The organism is Kribbella sp. NPDC056951, assembly GCF_042674205.1.
Classification (GTDB): domain Bacteria; phylum Actinomycetota; class Actinomycetes; order Propionibacteriales; family Kribbellaceae; genus Kribbella; species Kribbella yunnanensis.
The window spans coordinates 232,623-255,020 of the sequence record NZ_JBHUQZ010000009.1; the positions used below are offsets into that span (position 1 = coordinate 232,623).

The following is a 22,398-nucleotide window of genomic DNA, read 5'->3' on the forward strand; positions in this document are numbered from 1 at the left end:
ATGCGGATGCGAATCAAGCGACGGGCCAACGTGGCCCTGGTGACTCTGCTGGGTGTCAGCTTGCTGGCGGGAACAGCATCGTATGTACCGGAAGCAGAGGCGAAAACGCCGTCCAAGCCGGCTCCAGGCGTGCAGGCTGAGAAGCCGGCCCGTGGAACGGACTTCCGGCCGGGAAAGGCTGCGAGCCGAGCTGAGAAGCAGAGCGTGGCTGCGAGCAGGCAAACAATTGCGCCGACCTGGCCGAGCGCGACGACCAAGACGATCGGTGCAGTGCAGGGGCAGGCGGCCACGCCTTCGGTGAAGATCGAGACCTCTCCGGTGTCGGTGTCAGCCGTCCAGCCGGCAGCCGCGAAGCTACGTCAGCCGACCGTGAAGGTCGATGTGCTCGATCAAGCCGCCAGTACCCAACTCGGCATTGAGGGCGTCGTCATTCGACTGCAGCGCACGGACGCTGAGCGTCAGCAGGCCAGAGTCAAGGTCAGCGTCGACTATTCGAAGTTCGCTGGTGCATTCGGTGGTGGCTGGTCCGATCGTCTGCGCTTGGTGGAGCTGTCCTGTTCAGCGAGTGGTGCCTGCGCTCACGAACGAGTGCTATCGGGTTCTGTCAACGACACCAAGAAGCAGACCGTCGGTGCGGAAGTAGATTTGTCCGCTCCTCAGGTCGGAGCGCGCACTGCTTCGGGTCGGGGGTCGTCGTTCACGACGCTCGCGGTCACTGCAGGGGCTTCGGGCTCGACCGGCTCCTATGCGGCAACGCCGCTGTCTGCTTCGTCGACGTGGAACGTCAGCGTGCAGACCGGCGATTTCAGCTGGAATTACCCGTTGCGCGTGCCGCCGGGGACTGCTGGCCCGCGGCCCGATCTTTCGATCGGCTACAGCTCAGGGTCGGTCGACGGGCAGGTGGCGTCGAGCAACAATCAGACGTCCTGGGTCGGCGAGGGGCACAGCCTCGAGCCCGGCTTCATTGAGCGCAAGTATGTCTCCTGCGCCGACGACATGACCGACAGCAACACCACCGTGAAGACCGGCGACCTGTGCTGGAAGACCGACAACGCAGTTCTGTCGCTCGCAGGGCACTCAGGTGAGCTGGTCAAGTTCGGCGACAACCAGTTCAAGCTCAGGAACGACGACGGCTCACGCATCGAGCGCCTGTATGACGCAGGCAACGCGAGCGGTGCCAAGGGTGGCGAGCATTGGCTGGTCACCACTTCGGACGGTACGAAGTACTACTTCGGGAGCAACGCGATCGTCTCCGGCACGGACCGTACCGACTCGGTGAACACCGTCCCGGTCTTCGGAAACCAGATCGGTGAACCATGTCGCGCGGCGACCTTTGCCAAGTCGTTCTGTCAGCAAGCGTGGCGCTGGAACCTCGACCGGGTGATCGATGTCAACGGCAACCTGATGCGCTACCGGTACATCAAGGAGAACAACAACTACGGCCGCAACAACAACGAAGGCGCTTCGCAATACCAGCGTGCCAGCTACCCCTGGTTCATCGACTACGGCAAGGTGACCGGTTCCACGGAGACCACGACCGTCGCTCCGGCCCGAGTCTGGTTCGATGTGGCCGAGCGCTGCCTGCCCGGTGGTGCGATTACCTGTGCCGAGTCGCAACTGACAGCGGCGAACGCCTATGCCTGGCCAGACGTTCCGTTCGACCAGATCTGTACATCGGCATCGACTTGTCCGAACCGGACCTCGCCTGCGTTCTTCACCCGCAAGCGGCTGACCAAAATCACCACTGGAACGCTGAAGGGCTCATCCTTTTCACCGGTCGACAGTTGGGCCTTGACCCAGGACTACCCACCGTCGGGCAACGAGAACCGTTCGCTGTTCCTGCGGACGATCACTCACACCGGTCACGTCGGCGGCACACTGACAAATCCGCCCGTCTCCTTCGCTGCCGTCGACCGGCCCAACCGGGTCGACGCGCTCGGCGATGGCGCTCCGGCGATGACGAAGTGGCGCATCGGCGCGATCGAGTCCGAGTCCGGCCAGATCACCAACGTCAACTACAGCAACCAGCACTGCACACCGGACCCAAAGCGCGATCCGGTCAATAACACGCTGCGCTGCTTCCCGGTCTACTGGACCATCGACGGCGGCGCGAAGCCGACGAGGCATTGGTTCAACAAGTACGTCGTGACCAGCATCGTCGTCGACGATCAGAGCACCGATGCGCCAGACCAAGGGACCTTCTACGACTACCTCGACGACGCGGCCTGGCACTACGACGACAACGAACTGACAGTCCCTGCGTATCGGAGCTGGGGCGACTGGCGCGGCTATTCGAAGGTCGCTGTCAGGACAGGCGGGCTGGATCCATCAGAGCAGACGCGGACGGAGTACCTCTTCTTCCGCGGCATGAACGGGGACTTCGCCGACGAGAAACTGACGACCCGCAAGAACGTCAGCGTGACCGACAGTCAGAACAGCTCCCTGGTTGATTCACCGCGCCTGAATGGAGTCGTGCGAGAGCAGATCAGCTACAACGGCGTCAACGGTCCGGTGGTCAGCGCATCAATCAGTACGCCATGGACCAAGCAGGCCACATCGCCGCTGGGCGGCGCCGCAACCCTGTTGCAAGCGAAGTCCACCTCGACTCGCACCCGGCTCAGCGACGGCAGCTACCAGACCACCGCGATCAATTCCGAGTTCGATGACCTCGGCATGGTGACCGAGGTCGAGGACGCGGGCGACGTGGGGAACGCGAACGACGACAAATGCACACGCATCACCTACAACCGCGGTGCCATCCTGCTGACGACGGTCAGCAGAGAAGAGACAGTGTCTGTCGGTTGTGAGGCCACACCGGAACGGCCGGCTGAGGTCGTGTCCGACGAACGCACCTACTACGACGGCCACGCCGGTCTGAACGATCCGCCAACGCAAGGCCTGATCACCAAAGTCGAGTCGCTCAGCGGCTGGTCGAACGGTCCGGTTTACGAGCAGCGATCTCGGACGGCGTACGACACTCTCGGCCGGGTCCTCTCGACGTGGGACGGCCTGAACCGGCTGACCAGCGAGGTCACCTTCACTCCGGCGACTGGCGGTCCGGTAACGGGGCGTGCGGTCAAGGACGCCAAGGGCTTTGTGAACTCGACACTGATTGATCCCGCCTTCGGTGCGACGATCGCTGAGATCGATCAGAACGGACGACGTACAGACCTGGCCTATGACGCCTTCGGTCGGCTCACTGGCGTCTGGCTGCCGAATCGGTCAAAGTCCGCTGGGGTCACCGCGTCGATGATCTTCGGGTACTCCCTCTCGAAGACCAAACCGAACGTGGTCACGTCGCAAGAGCTCAAGCCGGATGGAACGTACAAGACGAGCAAGACGCTCTTCGACGGTCAGTTGCGGCAGCGACAGGTACAGACGCCTGCCGCAACTGGCGTCGGCCGGGTGATGGCCGACACGACCTACGACCGGCGCGGCAACGTCAAGACGACGACGGGCGCCTACTACGAAAGCAAGTCCGGCCCTTCGGACACGTTGTTCGACGTCGACGAGGAGAATCTGCCCTCGCAGACTGTCAATACCTATGACGGCGCGAATCGGCTCGTGCTGGCAAGTTTCGAGGTGCAGGGACACGAGCGCTGGCGGACCCAGACCAGCTACGGCGGCAACACCACGACCGTGATTCCGCCGACTGGTGGGACAACCACCACGCAGGTCGTCGACGCCCGCGGCCAACTCAGCGAGCTTCGCCAATACCGCAGCGCGGCCGCGAGCGGTCAGTTCGACTCGACCAAGTACACCTACACCCCCGATGGCCAACTGGAAACCGTCACCAACGCTGAAGGCAGCGTCTGGCGCTACACCTACGACCTGCGCGGACGGCAGATCAGTGCGGTGGACCCCGACAAGGGCACCACGACCTCGACCTACGACAAAGCTGACCGAGTCACCTCGACAAAGGACGCTCGCGGTCAGCAGCTATTCGTGTCGTACGACGAACTGGACCGCAAGACCGCAGTACGGAGCGGATCGGCAGACGGTCCTGTTGTGGCCAGTTGGGTCTACGACACCCTCGGCAAGGGTCTGCTGACCTCGTCCACCCGGACGATCGGCGACAACAACTATGTGTCGGCTGTGAACAGCTACGACTCGCTGGATCGCCCGACCGCCACCCAGGTCGTCATCCCGGAGTCCGAGGGCAAGCTCGCCGGAACATACGTCTCGACGACCAGCTACAACCCGGACGGCAGCGTCAACAAGGCAAAGCTGCCGACGACGCCGGGGCTGCCGGACGAGACCATCGAGATGAAGTATGACGAGTTCGGCAATCTTCGAGGCATGGGCGGCTGGCAGTCGTATGTCGCCGCGACGAAGTTCAGTGAGTACGGCGACCCGCTCCAATACACCATGGGTCAGAAATCGGAGCTGGCGATCTGGCAGTCCTTCGCCTACGAGCAGGGAACCCGTCTCCTGGAGCAGATGCGGGTCGATCGCAGCGGGGTCGTGGCTCCTGAAGACACGTTCGACTACACCTACGACAACTCCGCGAACGTAACCTCGGTAAGCCACACCATGGGCGCCGTCATCGATCGTCAATGCTTCACCAACGACTACCTGCGGCGTACGACAGAGGCATGGACGCCGACCGGCAGTTGCTCCGATGCGCGATCTGCCTCCACTTTGGGCGGCCCTGCGCCGTACTGGCAGTCCTACACTTACGACCGTTCCGGAAACCGCACCAAGCTGATCGACCACAAGGCAGCCGGCGACGCCACCTCGACCTTCGCCTACCCGGCGCCGACTGCGCCGAAGCCGCACGCCGTCACGGATGTCAACACGTCCGGGCCGGCAGGGACATCGACTGACACCTATGCCTACGACTCGTCGGGCAACATGGCTTCACGCACCGTCGGTGGCGACACCGACACCTTCACCTGGGACATTGAGGGCCATCTCGCCTCAGTGTCTGGTCCGGCTGGCGACACCAGTTTCGTGTACGACGCTGAAGGCAGCCGCCTGATTCGTCACGATCCGAAGGGCGCAACTCTCTACCTCCCGTCGGCCGAAGTCCGCTGGGAGAAGGCTGGCGACACGGTCACCTCGACCCGCTATTACGAGTTCAACGGCTCGACGGTCGCGATGCGGAACGACAGCAAGACGGTCGAGTACCTGATGTCCGACCCACAGGGCACCGCCTCAGTCTCGATAGACGGCCTCACGGCAGTGGTCTCTCGCCGCAACATGGATCCGTTCGGCAACGTCCGCGGTACAACTTCGCCCACCTGGGACCCGAACGCCCGTGGCTTCGTCAACGGAGTCGACGATCCATCAACAGGCCTCACGCACCTGGGCGCCCGCGAATACGACCCGAAACTCGGCCGCTTCATCAGCGTCGACCCACTGCTCGACGTCACCGACCCAATAACCCTTAATGGCTACCGCTACGGCAACAACAACCCGGCGACCTTCAGCGACCCGGACGGCCTGAAGGAGCTCTTCCCTGACGATCCGGCCAACGACGGTGTGCACGCCCCCCGACTCGGCTACAAGCCGCCGAGAACCCCAACCGTGGACGAGGTCAGGGAGGACAACCGCCGCGAGGCCGTCCACCAAGTCAGCCACCACAAGAAGGCGAAGCAGGAAGCCAAGAAGAAGATCAAGAGAGTCGTCAAGGACCTCGTCAAGATCGTCGCCGACGAACTCGGCATCACCGACGCTCTCAACTGCTTCACCGACGGCGACGTCGGGGCCTGCATCTCCACCGGCGTCACCGTCCTCTCCTCCTTCGTCGGCGGCATAGCCGGCAAACTCGTCAGCAAGTACCTCCTCCATGCCAAGAAAGCATGGAAACTCATCGGCCGAATACAAGGCCTCGTCGACGAACTGATCGACGGCGTAAAAGGTGTCCGAAAAGCCGAAGACGACCTCCGCGCGGCCGAACGGACGATGGCCGACTCCTGCCCACTAAGAAACTCGTTCATCGCCGGAACGCTTGTGCAACTAGCCAATGGCAAGCAGAAGCCGATTGATCGACTGCAGGTCGGCGACCTCGTGATGGCGGCTGATCCAGCCACAGGGAAAGTTTCCGCACAAGCGGTTGTCGGGACAATTGTCGGTCACGGGGTCAAGGAACTCGTCGAACTCAAACTGACCACGACCGATGCCGCTGGGCGGCAATCCATGAGCACGCTGACTGCCACTGACGGCCATCCCTTCTACATTCCATCGGCGGGCCGCTGGGTAGATGCGAGCATGTTGAGGGCGGGCGACGAACTTGTGGCGCTAGACCGATCTCAAAGGGTCGCGGTCGTCGATGCTCGTGCGTATCAGTTCGCCACCAGCGTCTACAATTTGAGTGTCAAGACGGCGCATAACTACTACGTTGGCGCAGGCAGGTCGTCGGCGCTCGTCCATAACTGCGGCTCGGAAACTGAATTCGGACAGGCGTGCACATGTGATGCAGATCAACTGTTTGCACGGTTTGGCACAAGTAAGGAGAGTACGGGCCGGTTGGCGCGGAATGCGCAGATGGCTGAGGACGGCACCCCACGGTCCTACGGGCATGGTGTCTCGGTGACCCCTGTGGACAGTGCTGCAGAGGGCGTGTCAGTGGCTACCCGGAGTCAGATTGAGGGCGCCGGTTTCTCACTACGGTTCACACCGACGCGTAATAACGGCCGACATCACACGCTCATCCTCCCCAAACCGGTAACATCCGGTGTTCAGAAGGACTTCAACACCGTCTTTGGGCGGAGATGATTGGCGGTGACAAGGTGGCCAGAGATGATCTCGAAGTGATCCTCAGATCGTTACGGATCCTCGTGCTGCTTGACTGGCGGGATGGGCCGTTCTGTGGAGTAGCGGTTGCTGCAGATAGTTCGAAGTACATATATTTTCAAGTGATAGGCGAGCCGTTTGAATCATTTGAGTCTTCCGGCGAGGCTGATCGATTGATTGGGCTATGGGATATTGATGACTCGCAGAGCTCTGTTTTTCGCGAGAGACTTGTTGGGAATGGGCAGTACCTCTGGCCTCCGGAAGGAGATCCTGCGTTCCCTGACGTTAACAGTGTCGTTGATGCGTTGCTGAACGTACAGCGCACTCTCCCGCAGTCGATCATCCACTCAAGTAATCTGACGTCAGTCGGACAAATGTGGTTCGCGCCACCGGGTTGGCCTTAATGTTTTAGTTGCGGTTGGAACGCTTGACTGATTCTCCTTATGAGTAAGACGATTCCGTGTTCGACGTATCGGGCCGACATGGTGCGGTCATCGCTTGATTGTGTGGTGACCTCTGGCTATTAGAATCCGAGGCGTCCAGGAAATGCTGAGCTACTATCGCGCGAGCGGACAGCTCTGAGAGGGGAACCAGTGGCGGTCAGATCTGAAGTCCAGGATGTCGTAGCGGCTGGGCCGCTGCCGTCGGAGGAATCCGACGAGGACGAGATTGACGAAGCACCACAGAGGATCGATCGAGTGATGGCGCCAGTGACAGACGAGGAGACTCAGCAACTAACTTTGGCGTTCGGTGACGACGACTGCTTCGGGGTTGCCTGGTCGCTGCTGCATCTGATCGAGACTGCGCCTGGGGCTCAGACCGCTGTTTATTCCCTCAGGCCCGAGAACATGTGGGTCCAGCTGCTCAATGCACGAGTGGAGTTCGCGCGAAACAACCCCATCGAGCCGCGCCAGCGTTGAGATGAGTCGGTTGGCGAGGCTATATCTGGATATGGGGTGCTGATGGACCGTCCGGCACTGCCGCCATTTCGCTATCATCCACGGCCGGTTTCAACGGGCTCGGTGGCGCTGGAGGACGGCGCATGCTCGGTGTGTTGCCAATCGCGAGGGGCCCTCTATACGGGATTCCTCGTAACGGACGATGGCGACGATGCGCACGTCTGCCCGTGGCGCATCGCTGACGGTACTGCCGCGGTCGCGCTGGATATCTCGTTCACAGATATCCAGCCGATCCCCTCCGGTGAGGCATCTCTTGAGGTGCTGGATGAGATCGAGTTGCGGACGCCGGGCTTCACCGGATGGCAGCAGGAACGATGGCTGTTCCACTGCGACGATGGTGCCGCCTACCTTGGCCCGGTCGGGGCCGAGGCTCTGAGGCAGCACGACGATAAGGTCAAGGCGATCGAGGCGGAAGGCCGTGAGAGCGGTTGGTCCGACGATGACATCAGGCTTACATCGACTCGCTATCCCGTGACACTTCTCCAACTGCCTACCTCTTCCAATGCCTGCATTGCAGCACCCACTTGGCATACTCCGACTTCACCTAGACGCCCGAACTCATCGGCGGGATCAAAGACTTCGTCGCCGAGATGCTCGACGGCGCTGACGTGGTCGCAATGCCAAGCGGAGGTTGTGGCCCATCGGCGGCCGCTGGTCGGCATGTCGACCCCACTGGATTCGAGGACCCCGACGAGCTGCGCGTTGTATCGGGTTAGTCAGGCGCCTGAGGCTTGGGCCCGAACGACCTTCTATCGAGATGGGAACGCGGTCGAGAATCCCTTCAGGTGACAACTCTGAGAATCCGGTCCTGTTCGGCTCCGATCGGACATTTCAACTGTGGCGATATGGCGCAGGTCATTCTCAGTTACTGCTGAGGGCGGTACCGGACGAGTGTGATGACGCGTGTCTGGGCATACTGTTTGAAGGACCTGACTTCGGTCACCTTTGTCGCATTCGAAACGGTGCGCGGTGCTGGCCTGCGACGATGCGTGTCCGCGCGGGCCAACCGTCTAACGAGGCCGGATTCACCTGGTGAACCGCGGTCGTCAGATCCGGGTGGGCGCGGCGCGCGGAGCCGCCCCCACTCACCAACCCTCTGCTGGGCGGTCCGGGCAGGTCGCGCTGAGCGTGAACCGAGCAGGCTCCGCCGAGTTGGTGAGTGGGGGCGGTCCGCCCATCCCCTCCCACCCCTGTCCCGCCCCATCCCTTGGCACGGTGGCTTCGCTCGACGCGCCACCACCAGCAGCCCGCCTCGAGTGTCAGGAGATTGCCGCCGGTAAACGATGTACAACGACACGGAGGTCACACTCGACCGCCCACTCCCCACACTCGCCGGCCACACCGGGGCCAAGGGTCACCCGGCCAGCCAGGTCACCCGGCCCGCCGGCCCCCACTGCCTGATCGGCCGCACGCCGACCCGCGGGAAGGTGACTTGAACGCTGCCACCGACTGCACGACTCAGGCACCAACCCAAATGACCGAAGTCAGGTCGAACAAGGCTGGGCAGCAGGCGAGAAGACGCAAGCAGCCGGGCGAGGCGCCTTCGCCATCGGCGAAGCCCTCATCGGCACCAAGGGCGGCGCCTCGCTCCTTACAACTACCACCCGCAATTCAGGCGAAACAGACGTCCGAGGGTGCGGTGTGGGGTCAGTAGCAGATCTGGCTGTCGATGTAGATGTGGTCCAGGTCGGTGAATTTCTTCCAGAGGCTGCTCTTGCCGCGGCGGTCCTCGGTGTTGGTCCAGCTGCCCCAGTAGTGCCACTTGGTGACGCAGTTCCGGAAGAATCGGACGGCGTCGGTGTCGTAGTAGTAATAGTGGAACTTCGACTCGTCGCCTGCGGGGAGTTCGACGTCGGAGTTGTAGTTGACCCAGCTGTTCAGGTGCTGGACGCAGGGAAGCGTGTCCCCGGAGTAGGTGTAGGAGGAGCCGGACCAGCAGTTGGCGATGCGGATCGAGAGGCCCGTGTTGTTGGTGACCTCACCGCCGCAGCCTTGCGTTGTGCAGGTGCCTGCGGAGGCGGGGGCGCCCGAGCCGATGGTCATGAGGAGTACGGCGAGGGCGAGTGCCGCTGAGCGTGCGCCCCACTTGCCGAGCCTTTGCTTGATCATTTGTTCCTCCCGGTGATCGCGAATTCGGCGTGGCAGCACGCTGGCAGTAGCGGATCGGACCGGGCCACGGCATTCGGCCTGTGCCGAAACCCTCGGAGCACGCCAAGCGGGCACCAGGCGAGCCTTTGCAGGAAGGTGCAAGTTTGCTCTGAGGGGTGGAACGAACGCGGGGAGTGGTCGAGGATGGGTCGGGTCGCGTTCCGAGAGGGCGCGGGTTGATCGGCCCTTGTCGGCTCAGGGGGGCTCCTAGCCGGCGGGGGCCGGTTGCTGTCCGGGGGTGGGGCAGGTTCAGCTGAGTGCCTCAAAGGGTCACGTGCTGGCTCGCCGGCGATTCTGCTGGTTTCGGATGTGAGGATCGGAGTATGACGACCGGTGCTCTGCTTGATCGCTTGCGGGAACTGTCCACGACGAGCCTCGTCGATGCTGCGTCGACGTTGCGCATTCTGCCGCCGGGGATGCGGCCGGTCGCGGCGGGTGGTCGGCTGGTGGGGCGGGTTGTCACGGCACGGGCTAATCGGGACCTGATGTCGGTGATTCATGGGTTGCGGGAGTCGGGGAGTGGGGACGTGCTGGTGGTTGACGCCGGCGGGGACGACAGGGCTGTGGCGGGTGAGCTGTTCTGTACCGAGGCTCAGCGGCGCGGTCTGGCTGGGCTGGTGATTGCGGGGCGTTCTCGCGATACGGCCACCGTGGCCCGGCTGTCGATACCGGTGTGGTCCATGGGATTCGCCCCGAACGCGTATCCGGCGAAGGCTCTTCCCGAGACCGGGATCGATCTTGTCCTCGAGGGTGTCCGGGTTCGGCCGGGGGATCTGATCGTCGGCGACGACGACGGGTTGGTGGTGGGCTCCGAGCAAGAGTTCGCTTCCGCCGTCGACGCGGCAGCGGCGATCGAGGCCCGCGAGAGGGACTTGCAGGCGCGCTTGCTCGACGGTTCGTCCCTCTTCGACGCTTTGAACTACGACGAGCACCTGGCCGCCCTCCGCGAGGGCCGTCCGACCGCACTCGCCTTCGGCTGAGCTGTCTACGCCAAGGCGCGGATGGCTTCGAGGTAGGGCTGGTAGGCGGACTTGAAGGGTTCGGCGGTTGTGATGTTGGCGGCCAGCCAGGTGCAGGTGGCTTGGGCGGTGGCTACTACCTGGGGTGGGTAGGCGTATTTGACGCGGTGGGCCTCGAACTCGTCTTCGTCCATGACTCGTACGGCGCCGGTGCGGAGCAGGCGGATGTCGAGGTCGAGGTCTACGAGGGTGACGGTGTCTACGCCGAAGACGGGGGGCATGGTGACGTCGCAGTAGATCCTCGTCGCATGCGGGTCGTCGTTGAAGAGGGCGGACCACCATTGGCCCCGGGGGAAGAGGCGGACCCGGTGGTGGTCGACGGTGATCCAGGTGCCGTCGGCGCGGCGGGCGCGTTGGCCGGGGCGGGAGCCTACCCAGAGGCCGTGTTCGTCTTCGCCTAGGTGGACGGCCTCCATCAGGCGGTGTGGGGTGCCGTCGTACTTGGTGAACAGGGTGGTCACCTGATGCATGCGGTCACTGTAGGGGAGACCCCGAACTAATCACGGTTAGTGAGCGTCTCAGAAAGTGAGATTCACCGCACGTGCCCGGCCAGTTCGGAATCGCGCGGGCGCATGCATAGACTCAAGCATTCGAGGACTACCGGTGGAAGGGGCTCGATGCGCGTGCTGGAGACGGTCGGCGGTCCGGCAGATCTGAAGAAGCTGACGCCGAGGGAGCTCACCGATCTGGCGGCGGAGATCCGCGACGTACTGGTGGAGACCGTGTCGCGGACCGGGGGGCATCTCGGGCCCAATCTGGGCATGGTGGAGATCACGCTGGCGATGCACCGGGTGTTCGACTCGCCGACGGATCGGCTGGTCTACGACACCGGGCACCAGACGTATGTGCACAAGCTGCTGACCGGACGGGCACCGAAGTTCGACAGTTTGCGGCAGGAGGGTGGTCTGAGCGGCTACCCGAGCCAGGCCGAGTCCGAGCACGACATCGTGGAGAACAGCCACGCCAGCACGAGCCTCTCGTACGCCGATGGTCTGGCGAAGGCCTACCGCCTCCGCAAGGAGAACCGGCATGTCGTCGCGCTGATCGGTGACGGTGGTCTGACCGGCGGCATGGCGTGGGAAGCGCTGAACAACATCGCGGCCGAGAAGGACCTGAAGCTCGTCATCATCGTCAACGACAACGGCCGGTCGTACAGTCCGACCGTCGGTGGCCTGGCGACGCATCTGACCGCGCTGCGGACCAACCCGCGGTACGAGAAGATCCTCGACCTGATCAAGAAGAACCTCGGCCGGACGCCGTATGTCGGCCCCCCGATGTACGAGGTGCTGCACGGGGTGAAGAAGGGGCTGAAGGACATGCTCGCCCCGCAGGGCATGTTCGAGGACCTCGGCCTCAAGTACGTCGGTCCTGTCGACGGCCATGACCGCGAGGCGATGGAGGACGCGCTTCGCAAGGCGAAGGCGTTCGGCGGCCCGGTGATCGTGCACGCGGTCACCCAGAAGGGCTTCGGGTACGCGGCGGCCGAGCAGGACGAGGAGGACAACTTCCACCAGATGCGCCCGGCCAACAAGCCGCGCGGCTGGACGGATGTGTTCGCCGAGGAGCTGGTCCGGATCGGTCACCGCCGGCCGGACGTGGTGGCGATCACCGCCGCCATGATGAACCCGACCGGCCTCAACCAGTTCGCGCAGGCCTTCCCGGACCGGACGTTCGATGTCGGGATCGCCGAGCAGCACGCGGTCACCAGTGCCGCGGGGCTCGCGATGGGTGGCATGCACCCGGTCGTCGGCCTGTACGCGACCTTCCTGAACCGGGCGTTCGACCAGCTGCTGCTCGATGTCGCGCTGCACAAGTGCGGTGTCACGTTCGTGCTCGACCGCGCCGGCGTGACCGGTGACGACGGCGCGAGCCACAACGGCATGTGGGACATGTCGCTCCTGCAGCTCGTTCCGGGCCTCAGACTGGCTGCGCCGCGGGACAGCACGCGGCTGGTCGAGCTGCTGAACGAAGCGGTCGACGTGAGCGACGCCCCGACCGTACTGCGGTATGCGAAGGGCGAGGTGTTCCCGGACATCGACCCGATCGACCAGGTCGGCGGACTCGACGTACTGCATCGTTCCGGCACTGATGTCCTCCTGATCGGGATCGGCTCGATGGCTGCCACCGCGATGGATGTGGCGCAGCGGCTGCAGGCGCAGGGCATCGGCGTCACCGTGGTGGACCCGCGGTGGGTGAAGCCGGTCGATCCGAAGCTGGTCGAGCTGGCGCCGCAGTTCAAGCTGGTGGTCACGGTCGAGGACAACGGCCGCGCCGGTGGTTGCGGCGTGATGATCGCCCAGGCGCTGCGCGACCACAACATCACGACGCCGGTGCGTGACTTCGGCATCCCTCAGCAGTTCTTGGAGCATGCGAAGCGTGCGGCGGTTTTGCAGGAGATCGGCCTCACCGGTCAACAGATCGCGAGAGACGTCATCGAGGCCGTTGCCCAGACGCAGGGTGAGTCGATCAGTGAGCCAGCGACTGGTCGGCCAGGCGGAGTCTGAGCAGGCGGCCTGAGTGGGCCGCCATGCGGCACCCGCGCGGCGTCGGGCGGCGGGACGAGCCCGTACGCCGCTGTGGCCCTTCCTGCTGTCATTCGTCCTGGTCGCCGCGGCGGTGGCGGGCGGCCTCGCGCTGCATCAATCCACCACCCAGGCCGAGCAGCCGGCCAAGACCGCCCCGAAGACACCGGATATCGATCTGGTCGCCCGGGCCGCGGCCGTCGACAAGGTCCTGAAGCGCCGCGCCCAGGCCGTCCTCCAGGATGACCAGGCCGCCTTCCTCGCCGATGTCGATCAGGCCAACCTGACCCTGATCGCCCGGCAGCGCACGCTCTTCACCAACCTGACCCAGTTCGGCTTCGCGAAGCTCGCCTATCAGCAGCTCGCCCAGCAGTACGACGACGCCGTCACCCGCAAGTACGGCCCTTCGACGTACGTGGTGGCGGTCGCCATGACCTACCAGATCCGCGGGATCGACACCGTCCCGGTGAAAACCATGCTCGGTTACACCTTCCGCGAGCGCGCGGCCGGCCGCTGGACCCTCGTCTCCGACCAGGACATCGACAAGCGCTTGCCCCGGGGTTCGCACGAGGAGGCCTGGGACACGGGCGAGGTCCTCGTGAAACGCGCTACACGGGTCCTTGTCGTCGTCGAGAAGGGCCAGCAGCAGCTGGCGACCAAGCTGACCGGGATCGCGACCAGCGCGGTGAAGGCGGTCAGCAAAAGCTGGCCCGGCGGCTGGACCGGCTCCGGCGTGGTGATCGCGCTCGACGACAAGATCGTCCGCGGCGCCGACTACACCGTCCCGAAGAACGCCGAGGACGCGCTCGCGATGGCGACCTGGGTCTACCGCACCTTGCCCGGCGAGGTCAGCGGAGCCGGCGAACGCGCCGACTCGTACGTCGTGATCAACCCGCGCAACCGCAGTCGGATCGACGCCCGCACCCTCGCCCACGAATTCACCCACGTCGCCACGGCGTCGTACGGGCCCTATGCGCCGCGTTGGCTGGTCGAGGGCGCGGCCACGTACGTCGAGTTCCTGCCGATGGACGGTGCCCAGGACCTGGCGCTCCCGAAGTACCGGCAGGAGGTGCGGACGAAGTACCTGGCGAAGGCGAAGAGTCTGCCGGCCGACGCGGTCTTCTTCCAGCGCCCCGACAGTTCGTACCCGCTGTCCTGGCTCGCGGTCGACTACCTGTTCGACCGCTTCGGTGGCACAGAGGTCGCCACGCTGTATCAGGAGCTGGCCGCGCTGGGCTCCAACCAGCAGGAGCGGGACCGGATCATGACCGAGCATGTCGGCCTCACCGAGGCTGCTCTGTTCCGAGCCTTGAAGACCGCCGCCGCTTCGTGACCGGCGTGTTGGTGGCGGAACGCCGCGAAACGAGTAGGGTGGCCGGGCTGTAGACAGACGGGTACTCGGAGGAACGACCCGACGTGAGTGCGACCATCCCTAGCGCCCCACCGCCAGGCGCATCGGCTGGCCCTGGCCGCTGGCTGGGGTTGCTGCTGGCGGTAGCACTCGTGTCCGGCGGTGTGGCCTACGCCGTCAACGAGCGGTCCGAGGACGCCCGGGCTCGGGTGACTGCGTCCGAGACACCGCCCGAGACGCCGCGATCGCCGTCGAAGGCGTCGACGGCCGCGACCGCTCGCCGGGTGGCGATCGACACGATCCTGATCCGCCGGGCCCAGGCCGTGCAGACCGGGAACCTGACGCTGTTCCTCAAGGATCTCGATCCGTCGAACACCAAGCTGATCGCGCGCCAGAAGGTGCTGTTCGCGAACCTGGTCGAGCTGGGTTTCACCGAGCTCGGGTACAGCCAGGCCGAGGAACGCTTCGACCCAGCGGTCGTCAAGGCGCGCGGACGAGCGACGTACCTGGTCCGGATCCTGATGCGCTACCAGATCCCCAAGGTCGACGTGGCTCCGGTGACGACCGAGCTCGGCTACACGTTCATCAGCCGGGCCGGCCGGTGGGTGCTGACCGATGACGACGACCTGGACAAGGACCTCGGCCCCGGTGCGCACCGGGAGGCCTGGGACCTGGGCCGGATCGAGGTACTGCGGGGGCCGCGCGTCCTGGTCGTGGTCGAGAAGGGTGACCACGAGCGCGGTCGCGCGATCCTGACCGAGGCGGCCGAAGGGCTGACCGAGGTGCGGGACTACTGGCCGCGCCGCTGGCGTGGGTCGGCGCTGATCATCGCGCTCGACGACACCGAGGTCCGCGATGCGCGGTTCGCCGACGAGGACATCGAGTCGGCGGCCAGCGCGGGGTCGACGTTCTCGTCGCTGCCCGGTCAGGACACCGCCGACGGCACCGTGGCCGGCGCCTACATCGTGATCAACCCGAACCAGCGCGACCAGGTCGACGAGATCCTGCTGTCGCACGAGCTCACCCATGTCGCGACCGCCGACCTTGGCGGGTACGAGCCGCTGTGGCTGGCCGAGGGCGCCGCGGAGTATGTCTCCTGGCGCGGTATCGAGGCACTCGGTGGTCCCGGCGAAGTGTCCAAGTGGGAGCAGGAGGTCATCGACGACGCGCTGCCGACACTGCACTCGCTGCCGACCGACGCCGGTTTCTACGAGAGCTCAGCCGACGTGTACGGCGTGAGCTGGCTGGCCGTCCGCTACCTGGTGCAGCGGATCGGCCTGGACGCGGTCGAGGAACTGTACGAGGACATGGCTGCCCACGGCATCAACCAGGTGTCCCGCGATCGCATCCTGCTCAGCCGCAGTGGTCTCACCGAGGTCACGTTATGGACATCACTGCGGACATACCGGCCGCAACGCTGAGTGCCGAATTGACCTCGCGCTGTCAGAGAGGCAGGCTCGGAGGGTTCCGTCCATCCTGAGGAGGCGCAGATGAGTCTTGTGCGGAAGAAGTCGATCGAACAGTCGATCGCGGACACCGACGAGCCGGAGTACCAGCTCAAAAAACGCCTCACCGCTCTAGACCTGACAGTCTTCGGTATCGGTGTGATCATCGGTGCCGGTATCTTCACGCTCACCGGCCGGGCGGCCAAGGCCTTCGCCGGCCCGGGCATCGCCCTGTCCTTCGTGCTGGCCGCGGTCTGCTGCGCGCTGGCCGCCCTGTGTTACGCCGAGTTCTCCTCGACCGTCCCGGTGTCGGGATCGGCGTACACGTTCTCGTACTTCTCCCTCGGTGAGATCTTCGCCTGGATCATCGGCTGGGACCTGCTGCTCGAGTTGATGCTCGGGGCAAGCGTCGTGGCCCAGGGCTGGTCGACGTACGCCGCCTTGTTCCTGGAACAGATCGGGTTGGGCTGGCCCGAGTCGATCGGGCCGGACAGCAGCGTGAACGTGCTGGCGATGCTGCTCGTGGTCGTCCTGGCCACGCTCGCGACGATCGGTATCAAGGAGTCGATGCGCGTCAACCTGGTGCTGGTCGCGATCAAGCTCTTCGTGGTGCTGTTCGTGATCGTCGCCGGCCTGTTCTACATCAAGGGCTCGAACCTGACCCCGTTCATCCCGCCGAGCGTGCCGGCTCCGAGTGGCGACGTGACGATCACGACGCCGTTGTTCCAGGCACTGTTCGGGTTCACACCGTCGACGTTCGGTGTGATGGGTCTGGTCTCCGGTGCGTCGCTGGTGTTCTTCGCGTTCATCGGGTTCGACGTGGTCGCCACGACCGCCGAAGAGGCGAAGAACCCGCAGCGCGATCTGCCGCGCGGCATCATCGGTTCGCTGGCGATCTGCACCGTCCTGTACGTCGCCGTCTGCCTGGTGATCACCGGCATGGTCAAGTACACCGACATCAGTGGTGAGGCGGCGCTCGCCGAGGCGTTCCGTTCGGTCGGTCAAGGTGGGTTCGCGACGCTGATCTCGGCAGGTGCGGTCGCCGGTCTGACCACCGTCGTACTGACGCTAATGATCGGCGCGGCTCGCGTGGTGTTCGCCATGAGCCGTGACCACCTGATGCCGCGTCAGCTCGGCAAGGTGCACGCCAAGTGGGGTACGCCGTACCGGTTGACGATCGGTATCGGTGTCGTCGTCGCGATCGTGGCCGGCGTGACGCCGATCGGCAAGCTGGAAGAGATGGTGAACATCGGCACCCTGGCCGCGTTCACCCTGGTGTCGATCGCGGTGCCGTTGCTGCGCAAGAGCCGCCCGGACATCAAGCGTTCCTTCCGGGTGCCGTGGAGCCCGGTGATCCCGATCGTGGCGGCGCTGATCTGCCTCTACCTGATGCTGAACCTGTCGCTGGAGACCTGGCTGCGGTTCGCGATCTGGATGGCGATCGGCTTCGCGATCTACGCCGTCTACGGCTACCGCAAGAGCCGCGTCGGCATCGAGCAGAAGACCGGGGAACAGGTCCAGGCCTGATTCACTCTCCGGTGGTCGGCTGTGGATAGGATCAGCCGACCATCGGAGGGGGAGTACCCATGAAGCACCCGCGGCGTCTGGTCGCCGGGCTCACCACGCTGGCGATCGCCGGTGCGGTGGCTGTGGTCGGCGTACGGCTGCAGCAAGGTGCCGCGGCACCGGGCGGGCAGGCTGTCGCGGTCAAGGCGAAGCCCGGGGCAGACACGGCGGCGCGCAAGCAGCAGATCAACAAGCTGCTGAGCGCCCGGGCCGCCGCGGTGCGCAAGGGTGACGTGAAGGCCTTCCTCGCCTCGGTGGACAGCAAGGACAGCAAGCTGGTGGCGCGGCAGCGGATGCTGTTCGCGAACCTGCGCCAGTTCGGATTCCTCAAGCTCGAGTACTCGCTGGCCAACGAGCACGAGGTCCCGCGGCTGGTCGCCAAGTACGGTCCCACGGCGTTCTCGTCCCGAGTGCTGATGCGGTACCAACTGGCCGGCCTGGATGCCAAGCCGGTCCAGACCGACGTCGCCTACACCTTCGTACGACGCGCCACCGGCTGGATGCTGGTCGAGGACGGCGCGATCGACGAGGTGCTCAGCCCCGACGGTCACCGGCAGCCGTGGGACTTCGGACCGATCAAGGTCATCCGTCGCGGCAAGGTCGCGGTCGTGGTCGCCCAGCGCGAGGCCGCCCTCGGGCAGAAGATCGCCATCGCGTCCCAGAAGGCAGCCACCGGCGTACGACGGCATTGGTCGCGGCCGTGGGACGGCTCGGTGATGGTCGTGGCGATGCCCGACGCCCAGGTGCTGTCCTTGCTGTGGACCTCCGGAACCGGCCGAGGCTGGACGATCGCGGCGAAGGCGGTCCCGGTGTACGAGGGGGATCCGACCGGGATGCGGAAGGCCGCACCGGCCGGCACCCGGATCGTGGTGAACCCGTCGGTCCGCAAGGAGCTCGACGAGGACCTGCTGGTCCACGAGATGACGCACGCAGCCACGCAGAGGCTCGGCCGCCAGGGCCCGATGTGGATGGTCGAGGGTCTCGCGGAGTACATCCGCTGTGCAGTGATCGAGGACGACCCCGCGTGGACGGTCGACCCGTATCGCAAGCAGGTCCGGAAGACGCTGCCCTCGATGAAGGCACTTCCTGGCCGGGCGGAGTTCGGCGCGGCCGGCAGCCGCTCGTACGGGCAGAGCTGGTGGGTGGTCGAATACCTGGTCGACAAGCTGGGGGAGAAGAAGGTCGCTGCCCTCTACGCCGACCTGGCCAGTCACGAGAACGGGGCCGACGCCATCCTGAAGAAACACTCCGGGATGACGCCGGCCCAGTTGCTCGCAGCCGTCAAGAAGTTCAGAGGCTAGCGAGCCCACGCGGCAGGAATCGGCTGCCGTTGACCTTCTCGGCGATACCGGAGCGGTCCAGGTACGGCGTGATGCCGCCGAGGTGGAACGGCCAGCCGGCACCGAGTAGCAGGCACAGGTCGATGTCCTGCGCCTCGGCCACGACACCCTCGTCGAGCATGATCTTGATTTCCTCGGCGAGTGCGGTGAGCACGCGCGTGCGCAGGTCCTCGGCTGACGACGGCTTGTCGCCGACGGTGACGAGCGCCTCGATCTCCGGGTCGACGACCGGCTTGCCCTCGGGCCAGATGTAGAACGAGGGCTTGCCGGCGGCAACGACCTTGGCCAGGTTCTCGGAGACCGCGAACCGGTCCGGGTACGCCCGGTTCATCGTCTCCGCGACGTGCAGCGCGACCGGGAGACCGACCAGCTGCAGCAGCACAAACGGCGGCATCGGCAGACCGAGCGCCGACAGCGCCTTGTCCGCCTCAGGAATCGGCGTGCCCTCGTCGACGGCCGCGCTGACCTCACCGAGGAAGCGCGTCAGCAGCCGGTTCACCACGAACGCGGGGGCGTCCTTGACCAGCACGCACGACTTCTTCAGCTTCTTGCCGACCGCGAACGCGGTGGCCAGCGTGGCGTCGTCAGTCTGCGCGGCGCGGATGATCTCCAGCAGCGGCAGTACGGCGACCGGGTTGAAGAAGTGGAACCCGACCACGCGCTCCGGGTGCTCCAGATCGGCGGCCATATCGGTGATCGAAAGCGACGAGGTGTTGGTCGCGAGGATCGCGTCCGGGCGGATGATCTTCTCCAGGTCGGCGAAGATCGTCTTCTTCAGCTGCAGCTCCTCGAAGACGGCCTCGATCACGAAGTCGGCGTCGGCGAAGACCGCGCGATCCACCGAGCCGGTGACGAGCGCCTTGAGCTGGTTCGCCTTGTCCGGGCGGATCCGCCCCTTGCCGAGCAGCTTGTCGATCTCACCGTGCACGTAGCCGACACCGCGGTCGACGCGCTCCTGGTCGAGGTCGGTCAACACGACCGGCACCTCGAGCCGCCGTACGAACAGCAGCGCCAGCTGGCCGGCCATCAGGCCCGCGCCGACGACGCCGACCTTGTTCACCGGGCGCGCCAGCGACTTGTCCGGCGCACCGGCCGGCCGCTTGGCCCGCTTGTTGACCAGGTCGAAGGCGTAGAGGCCGCTGCGCAGCTCCGCGCTCATGATCAGATCGGCGAGTGCCTCGTCCTCGCCTGCGAACCCACGGTCGCGGTCGTTGTCCTTGGCCGCCGCGATCAGGTCCAGAGCCCGGTACGGCGCGGGCGCCGCGCCGCTGACCTTGACGTCGGCAAATCCCTTGCCTCGGGCAACGGCTGCGTCCCACGCGTCGCCGCGGTCGATCTCGGGGCGCTCGACGGTGACCTCACCGGTCAGCACCTTCGACGCCCAGAGCAGCGACTGCTCGAGGAAGTCGGCCGAGTCCAGCAGCACGTCGCCGATCCCGAGCTTGACCGCCTCCGGACCGCTGAGCATCTTGTTCTGGTTCAGCGCGTTCTCGACGACGACCTTGACGGCCTTGTCGGCACCGATCAGGTTCGGCAGCAGGAAGTTGCCGCCCCAGCCCGGGATCAGGCCGAGGAAGACCTCGGGCGTCGACAGCATCCCGGCCGCGACCGAGATCGTCCGGTACGTCGCGTGCAGGGCGACCTCGAGGCCGCCGCCGAGCGCGACGCCGTTCACGAAGGCGAACGACGGCTTGCCGCCGTCGACCAGTTTGCGCATCACGCCGTGGCCGATCTTGCCGAGCGCCAGCGCCTGCTCCCGGTCGGTCAGCTTCGGTACGCCGGTCAGGTCGGCGCCGGCCGCCAGGATGAACGGCTTGCCGGTGACACCGATCGCGACGATGTCCTCGCGGGCCAGCGCCGCGTCGATCGCCGCGTTCAGCGAGCCGAGACCCTTGGGACCGAACGTGTTCGGCTTGGTGTGGTCGTGACCGTTGTCCAGCGTGATCAGCGCGAGAGTGCCGGCCTTCCCAGGCAGGACGACGTCCCGGGAGTGCGCCAGCGTGACAACCTCATCGGTCGACAGTTCCGATGCGCTGTCGATCAAAGCCTGCAAGTCGCTCATGCGGCTGCGTTCCCTTCCCAGTTCGGGTTCTCCCAGATGACCGTTCCACCCATGCCGAGGCCGACGCACATCGTGGTCAGGCCGTAGCGGACCTCGGGCTTGAGCTCGAACTGCTTGGCCAGCTGGGTCATCAGCCGGATGCCGGACGAGGCCAGCGGGTGACCGTAGGCGATCGCGCCGCCGTACGGGTTGACCCGCGGGTCGTCGTCGGCGATGCCGTAGTGCTCGAGGAACGCCAGCACCTGAACGGCGAACGCCTCGTTCACCTCGAAGGCCTGGATGTCGTCGATGGTCAGCCCGGCCAGCTTCAGCGCCTTCTCGGTCGCCGGCACCGGGCCGAAGCCCATCACCTCGGGCTCGACGCCGACGAAGCCGTACGAGACCAGCTTCATCTTCGGCTTCAGGCCCAGCTCCTCGGCAGCCTCGGCCGAGGTGATCAGCGCGGCGGTGGCGCCGTCGTTGATCCCGGCCGAGTTGCCCGCGGTGACCCGGCCGTGCGGCCGGAACGGGGTCTTCAGCTTGGCCAGGTCCTCCAGCGTGGTGCCCGGGCGCATCGGCTCGTCGGTGCTCGCCAGACCCCAGCCGAGCTCGGCCGACCGGGTCGCGATCGGCACCAGGTCCGGCTGGATCAGGTCGTTGGCGTACGCCTTGGCGGCGCGCTCCTGCGACAGTACGGCGAACGCGTCCGTGCGCGCCTTGGTGATCGACGGGTACCGGTCGTGCAGGTTCTCCGCCGTCGACCCCATCACCAGCGCGCTGGTGTCGACGAGCTTCTCGGAGATGATCCGCGGATTCGGGTCGACGCCCTCACCCATCGGGTGCCGGCCCATGTGCTCGACACCGCCGGCCACGACCACGTCGTACGCGCCGAAGGCGATCCCTGAGGCGAGTGTGGTGACGGCCGTCATGGCGCCGGCGCACATCCGGTCGATCGCGTAGCCCGGGGTGGTGTTCGGCAGACCGGCCAGCAGGGCCGCCGTACGGCCGATGGTCAGGCCCTGGTCACCGATCTGGGTGGTGGCCGCGATCGCGACCTCCTCGACCTTCTCCGGCGGCAGCGCGGGGTTGCGGCGCAGCAGCTCGCGGATGCACTTGATCACCAAGTCGTCGGCGCGGGTTTCGGCGTACTGGCCCTTGGCCTTGCCGAACGGGGTGCGAACGCCGTCGACGAAGACGACATCGCGGATCTCACGGGGCACGAGGAAACTCCTCTGAGGTTGGGAAAGCTAAGAGCGATGCTACCCGTCG

General features: G+C 65.4%; 13 protein-coding genes and 1 pseudogene. 10 read left to right on the forward strand and 4 right to left on the reverse strand.

Translation table 11 applies throughout. From position 1 onward, the window contains the following. The first annotated feature begins 6 nt into the window (after window positions 1–6). From ACFTSF_RS30475 to ACFTSF_RS30490, 4 genes and pseudogenes are all read left to right on the forward strand, one after another. Window positions 7–6,720 (forward strand): RHS repeat-associated core domain-containing protein, encoded by a 6,714-nt coding sequence (locus tag ACFTSF_RS30475; RefSeq protein ID WP_380157687.1) that lies wholly within the window; start codon window positions 7–9, stop codon window positions 6,718–6,720. A 719-nt stretch (window positions 6,721–7,439) separates the two neighbouring features. Next, window positions 7,440–7,658 carry a hypothetical protein gene (locus ACFTSF_RS30480; protein WP_380157688.1) on the forward strand — a complete coding sequence of 73 codons (219 nt, stop codon included), beginning with the start codon at window positions 7,440–7,442 and terminating at the stop codon, window positions 7,656–7,658. A gap of 42 nt (window positions 7,659–7,700) precedes the next feature. Then, a pseudogene (locus ACFTSF_RS30485) lies at window positions 7,701–8,245 on the forward strand (CbrC family protein). Window positions 8,246–8,980: 735 nt separating this feature from the next. Then, window positions 8,981–9,133 carry a hypothetical protein gene (locus ACFTSF_RS30490; RefSeq protein ID WP_380157689.1) on the forward strand — a complete coding sequence of 51 codons (153 nt, stop codon included), beginning with the start codon at window positions 8,981–8,983 and terminating at the stop codon, window positions 9,131–9,133. 211 nt (window positions 9,134–9,344) lie between these two features. Here the strand turns inward: ACFTSF_RS30490 and ACFTSF_RS30495 are convergent, their stop codons facing one another. Continuing rightward, window positions 9,345–9,806 carry a hypothetical protein gene (locus tag ACFTSF_RS30495; RefSeq protein ID WP_380157690.1) on the reverse strand — a complete coding sequence of 154 codons (462 nt, stop codon included), beginning with the start codon at window positions 9,804–9,806 and terminating at the stop codon, window positions 9,345–9,347. A gap of 362 nt (window positions 9,807–10,168) precedes the next feature. On the opposite strand from ACFTSF_RS30495, the gene ACFTSF_RS30500 reads away from it, so the two are divergent. After that, window positions 10,169–10,825, forward strand: a complete 657-nt coding sequence (locus ACFTSF_RS30500) for an RraA family protein (RefSeq protein WP_380157692.1) — start codon at window positions 10,169–10,171, stop codon at window positions 10,823–10,825. A 5-nt stretch (window positions 10,826–10,830) separates the two neighbouring features. Here the strand turns inward: ACFTSF_RS30500 and ACFTSF_RS30505 are convergent, their stop codons facing one another. Continuing rightward, window positions 10,831–11,334: a DUF402 domain-containing protein gene (locus ACFTSF_RS30505; RefSeq protein WP_380157694.1), complete on the reverse strand. Its 504-nt coding sequence runs from the start codon at window positions 11,332–11,334 to the stop codon at window positions 10,831–10,833. A 147-nt stretch (window positions 11,335–11,481) separates the two neighbouring features. On the opposite strand from ACFTSF_RS30505, the gene dxs reads away from it, so the two are divergent. The 5 genes from dxs (at window position 11,482) to ACFTSF_RS30530 (ending at window position 19,049) form a co-directional block, all read left to right on the forward strand. Further along, on the forward strand, window positions 11,482–13,368 hold the full coding sequence (gene dxs, locus ACFTSF_RS30510) for a 1-deoxy-D-xylulose-5-phosphate synthase (protein ID WP_380157696.1): 1,887 nt from the start codon (window positions 11,482–11,484) through the stop codon (window positions 13,366–13,368). Window positions 13,369–13,381: 13 nt separating this feature from the next. After that, complete coding sequence (locus ACFTSF_RS30515; RefSeq protein WP_380157698.1) at window positions 13,382–14,719, forward strand: hypothetical protein; 1,338 nt, start codon at window positions 13,382–13,384, stop codon at window positions 14,717–14,719. 83 nt (window positions 14,720–14,802) lie between these two features. Then, window positions 14,803–16,158, forward strand: a complete 1,356-nt coding sequence (locus ACFTSF_RS30520; RefSeq protein WP_380157700.1) for a hypothetical protein — start codon at window positions 14,803–14,805, stop codon at window positions 16,156–16,158. 69 nt (window positions 16,159–16,227) lie between these two features. Beyond that, the gene (locus tag ACFTSF_RS30525) at window positions 16,228–17,709 is read left to right on the forward strand and encodes an amino acid permease (RefSeq protein ID WP_344158438.1); all 1,482 of its coding nucleotides are present in this window, start codon (window positions 16,228–16,230) and stop codon (window positions 17,707–17,709) included. Between the two features lie 59 nt (window positions 17,710–17,768). Further along, window positions 17,769–19,049 (forward strand): hypothetical protein, encoded by a 1,281-nt coding sequence (locus ACFTSF_RS30530; protein WP_380157702.1) that lies wholly within the window; start codon window positions 17,769–17,771, stop codon window positions 19,047–19,049. On the opposite strand, the gene ACFTSF_RS30535 is transcribed toward ACFTSF_RS30530, so the two are convergent. Together ACFTSF_RS30535 and ACFTSF_RS30540 are read right to left on the reverse strand one after the other, a co-directional pair. Beyond that, entirely contained in the window at window positions 19,039–21,150 is a 2,112-nt protein-coding gene (locus ACFTSF_RS30535; protein ID WP_380157704.1) for a 3-hydroxyacyl-CoA dehydrogenase NAD-binding domain-containing protein, read from the reverse strand. The two genes, ACFTSF_RS30530 and ACFTSF_RS30535, sit on opposite strands and share 11 nt — an antisense overlap. Beyond that, on the reverse strand, window positions 21,147–22,349 hold the full coding sequence (locus ACFTSF_RS30540; RefSeq protein WP_380157705.1) for a thiolase family protein: 1,203 nt from the start codon (window positions 22,347–22,349) through the stop codon (window positions 21,147–21,149). The genes ACFTSF_RS30535 and ACFTSF_RS30540 overlap by 4 nt, the downstream gene beginning before the upstream one ends. Window positions 22,350–22,398: the final 49 nt, after the last annotated feature.